General features: G+C 44.7%; 3 protein-coding genes and 1 pseudogene. All 4 read right to left on the reverse strand.

Annotation, left to right across the window (positions count from 1 at the left end; all coding sequences use genetic code 11):
* Positions 1 to 95: 95 nt before the first annotated feature.
* The 4 genes and pseudogenes from P8H26_RS17945 to P8H26_RS17960 all read right to left on the reverse strand — a co-directional run bounded on the left by P8H26_RS17945 (position 96) and on the right by P8H26_RS17960 (position 4,558).
* Entirely contained in the window at positions 96 to 1,301 is a 1,206-nt protein-coding gene (locus P8H26_RS17945; RefSeq protein WP_289634453.1) for a site-specific integrase, read from the reverse strand.
* A gap of 393 nt (positions 1,302 to 1,694) precedes the next feature.
* Positions 1,695 to 2,696 (reverse strand): GGDEF domain-containing protein, encoded by a 1,002-nt coding sequence (locus P8H26_RS17950; RefSeq protein WP_289634454.1) that lies wholly within the window; start codon positions 2,694 to 2,696, stop codon positions 1,695 to 1,697.
* A 315-nt stretch (positions 2,697 to 3,011) separates the two neighbouring features.
* Positions 3,012 to 3,278 (reverse strand): hypothetical protein, encoded by a 267-nt coding sequence (locus P8H26_RS17955; RefSeq protein ID WP_289634455.1) that lies wholly within the window; start codon positions 3,276 to 3,278, stop codon positions 3,012 to 3,014.
* A 176-nt stretch (positions 3,279 to 3,454) separates the two neighbouring features.
* Positions 3,455 to 4,558 (reverse strand): annotated as a pseudogene (locus P8H26_RS17960) (agmatine/peptidylarginine deiminase).
* Positions 4,559 to 4,763 lie beyond the last annotated feature (205 nt).

A 4,763-nucleotide genomic window follows, 5' to 3' on the forward strand; every position in this document is an offset into this window, starting at 1 on the left:
CACAAGAGACAGATCATAGAAACAATCAATACATTAACCACCGATCTTAACATTTCAAACTTTATGTCAAAACATATAGACCACATCAACAATATTTATATATTCATAATAAAATTTTGCCAGGTTTGCATCATCAAACGCCGTTTATCCAACAAATCTGTCCGATGATAAGCTGCTTCTGTAGAGCTTTTAATCACATGAGCAAGCGCGCGCTCTGCAACATCACGCGGATAGCCATTCTCTGACGCCCAGTCGCGGAAGCTTGAGCGAAAACCATGGGCAGTTGCAATCCGTCCAGCCGTATCACTTTCAACGCGCTGGTCGCGAAGAAATTTTGTCATCGTCATGTCGCTATAGGGTGTACCTTTGCGCGAATGAAACACCAACGGATTATTATCTATCTTAATTTGCTGCTTATACTGCAATATTTCAAAGACACGAGACGTAAGTGGCACGCGATGTGCAGAATTAGCCTTCATTCGTGATGCGGGAATTGTCCAAATCGCCTTATTGAAATCTACTTCATTCCATTCCATCATTCGAACCTCACCAGAACGGCAAGCTGTCAGAATAAGGATTTCCAGCATTAATTTTGTATCACTGATATGACCGGATGCAATTTCAGCTGAATACACCTCAGGCAATAGATGCCAAGGAACCGCGGGATGATGTTCAACACGTTGACGATTACCTGGTTGCTTTGGCAGTAATTGATCAACAACTCCCACCGGGCTCGCCATAATGTAGCCGTTAGCCACACACCATTTCATGACCTTGTCGCAACGTTGTTTAACTCGCGATGCAGTTTCCGGCTTCTCAAGCCATATCGGTTTTAAGCAGCTAGCAAAATCAGCAACAGTGATTTCATCAACTTTTCTCTTTCCAATTTTCGGAAAGACATATTCGACCAATGTATTGATCCACTGGTCAATATGTTTCTGATTACGAAAGCCGGACGCAGCGCCAGCATGAACTGTACGAGCAGCATGCTCAAAAGTTGGCATTTCCTGTAGAACACGCCGCTGCTCTTTTTGACGAGCACGCTCCTCAAGCGGATCCATACCGGTTTCAACCATCTGACGAGTAGCCCATGCTTGTTCTCGAGCAAGTTTAACAGATACCTCCGGATAGCGCCCAAGCCCCATGTCACGACGCTTGCGTGTCTCAGGTGAAGTAAAGCGGAATATCCATTTACCCGCACCAACTATTGATCCTGAGAAAAGGTACAGCCCTTTAACTCCACCATCAGACAATGGCTTATCCGTCGGACTTAACTTACGAGCTTTTGCATCACTAATCATTGATAATCCTGAAGCCAAAATTCACACATCAGCCCATCAGTCAGCCCATCACAATGAGTAAGATTAAACGAGACTACCCGAGACAACATAAGACTACAATTACATTGAAATAACTGTAATAACAATGCATTAGTTAATTAATTTAGACGTTATGAGATTTTTTGAGATTGAATAAATAGCGGACACCCTCTCCGCCATTTGATATAACAAAATATTAAAGTGATTACAAAACGAAGAATACTGCGTTTTGTATAAGCGAAGGATATTATCCGTCACAGCCGAAAAGTCTCGAGAGAGGCTCTAGCTAAATAGTTGACTTTAGGTCCAATATAACAAGCTAAAAAACTCTCAGAAGTATTTCAAAAAAATCCAAGGCAATTACATGGACACATATTAACTTGGTTCATGCATCTGATACGTATTTCTGCCAGCAGCCTTCGCTGCATAAAGCGCCCTGTCAGCCATATTAAAAATATCCGATGCACTACAAGAGCCCATAATCGCGACTCCGACGGAAGCGCCCAGAGTGAGCGATGGACCACAGACAGCAATGGGGTGGCGAACGGTATGAATGATTTCTTGCGCAAGTCTTTCAATTGAATTGCTATTAAACTGCCGCGCAACCAACACAGCGAATTCATCACCACCGATACGCGCAACCATATCAGCCTCACGGCATACGTGCCGCAAGCGACCGGCAATTTCCTTCAGCGCCTCATCACCGGCAGAATGCCCCAATGTATCATTGACCATTTTAAAGCCGTCCAGATCTATCAGAAGCAATGCCCCGAACAGATTTTTCTCACTATAAGCTTCGCATAGAAATGACAGCATGGACTGGAACTGAAACCTATTGGCCAGACCAGTCATCAGATCGAATTCCGCTAAATATTTGGTTCGATCCAACAGTATTTTTTGCTCAGTGATATCCTGCTTCATTCCAAAAATACGGACTGGAATATTGTCTTCAGATTCTACAGTTGCCGTAATGCGAATCCACTTTTTGTTTCCCTTAAAAGAAACAATCTCAGCATCAATTGTGAAACCGCTACGTTGCTCAATCGCTAAATTACGCCGCAAGATCAATTCTTCAGCTGAGGCTTTTGAATAGCATTGCAAGGTAGTATCCCGGTCTAATGGCGCACCACGAGGCAGTTCGAATATATCATATATTACATCCGTCCATGCCAATTCATTACCAGGCAGGCTACACTCCCACACACCGATTTTTGCTGCTAATGAAGAGCGATCAAAAATCTTTCTACTGTGAGCAAGCAGTATATCCTGTTGGTTTATAAGCTCTTTTGCGGCTCTTAGCTCTGCTTCCAGCCGCACAATTTCATCATGATCATGCATGTCACTCACTAAAAAAACGTGCGAAGGGGCATCATGCATAAGAACTCTGTAACTTACTTTTTATGGGCTTGCTCACGCAATATGCTCCCATACAGTTTAAGAAAGCATATAAATAATTTCAATACTTCAGTAATTACTCACGAAACATAATCGCACGCATGGCCGCATTATAAAATGAAAAAACGCAGCTTCGGCACATTGCCCTGATAGAATTGTCGCCTTATTCGATACCCTAGCTGCACTCCATATTTTTCAGACATCACTCATGAGCAGATTTGACACGTTTCAATCTTGAGCATCATCTATGGGCAGATCACAAATGCACCTTCCCCTGTCCGTCAACGGTAGTACCATTTAACAAATATTTTCTGCTTTGCAGACAAGCCCGACTTGGCTCAACAAATCAGCCACACCGTCACGGGTGCCAAGACCGTTAGGGTCACATAGATATTCCATGTGATCACTTAGATAATCCGCCATCGGCGCTCGCCAATCAGGTGAGGTATCAATCATTTGCTCCGCCGTATAAAGCAAATACTCAACATAGGCTCCATACGCAGTGCCCTGCACAGACCCTTTTATTGTGCAATAATCAGCCTTTGCCAATTCCGGTTTTTGCACAGTCAGATTCAGAAACTCACGATAGATTTCGCGCGCAGTCTGATCGCGCTGTATCAGATCAGCTTGGTTAACTTGATAAGGAATAATAACTCACGCGGAAAGCGCTGCAAAAGCAGTCGCAATCCCGCCAAGCGCGGCCATAGGCTCAGTATTATTTCGTAACCAGCTCCACATCGTCACACCTTCGGTTGCTCATGAGTAGCACAATGTATACCACCACCAACTTCGCCTACCGGGTCAATATTTAACATAATGATCTCCCGGTCCGGATACAGCTTGCCTAAAGTAGCCGCAGCGCGTTCGTCAGCCTAACGGTCACCAAATTCGGCAGCGATCACCGCGCCGTTACATACGTAGTAATTGACATAGGAAGACACAAAATCAGCACTACTGACTCGGATATCATAAGGCTCAGGCAAGATAACCATGTCCAGCTTGCGCCCCTCGGCATCTGTAGCCGCAGCTAATATGTCATGCGTTTCGAATGCAGCAATCGACCACGGGTCATCAGCATCGATCTTTTCGCCCATCTGGATCAGCAACTGTCCAGGCTTAATAAAACGGGCAAGAGCATCAATATGATAATCAGTTATATCTGCCCCGCTAATCCCGGGAGCCCAGATCACCTTGCGCGCACCCATCGTGTCCAGCAACATCTGTTCGACACTGGCTTTATTACCCCGGTTGCGGTTAGAATTAATGAAACTACTTTCATGTGCTATCAGCGTCCCATGACCATCCGTTTCAACCCCACCTGCCTCACCCGTTAGCCCTGCATCAAAAACTTTCAACCCCATCCGTTCGGCTATACGCCCAGCAATTTGTCCATCGGCTTTGTGCGTCTGCTTATTACCCCAGCCATTGAAGTTGAACTGCGTTATAGCCAGACCACCTTTGCCATCGATAACAAATGACGATCCGGAATCGCGACACCATAAATCGTCAGTCGGAATGTCCCATAATTCCACATTACCTGACACAAGCTTGCGTATCGCACGATGGTGTTGTGATGCAGCTAACATCACAACCGGTTCGAATTTCACAATAGTATTGGCAATCTTAGCAATGGTTTTCTGGATATCATAAAGAAAATCAGGGTCGTCATACACAGCAGGGTTCACCGGCCATTGCATGAAAGTGCGTTCATGCGGTTCAGTTTCCTCAGGGTACCAAAAGCCCGCAGCACGAGCCGACGTTACAGCCGCCTCACCTCTACGCGGAAGCATAGAAAGACCTGCAGCAGCAGCTGAAAACAACAAAGTTTGACGGCGGGTCAACATGATATCCTCCTGAAAAATTAAAAATGAAAACGCCCCCCTTTAGTCACGATTGCAAACATAATAATCAGCTATATAGGCCCTCACCTACAAGCTGTTCTACAGACATTAAAACAACTATATAAATAAGATTGTTCTTATAGATGCAGCCAAGATAAACCTTGTCAAGACACTCTCTATTCCTTCGGACAAGATCATACAAAACACG

This window comes from Pseudochrobactrum sp. sp1633, from assembly GCF_030376605.1.
In the GTDB taxonomy this organism is placed as follows: domain Bacteria; phylum Pseudomonadota; class Alphaproteobacteria; order Rhizobiales; family Rhizobiaceae; genus Pseudochrobactrum.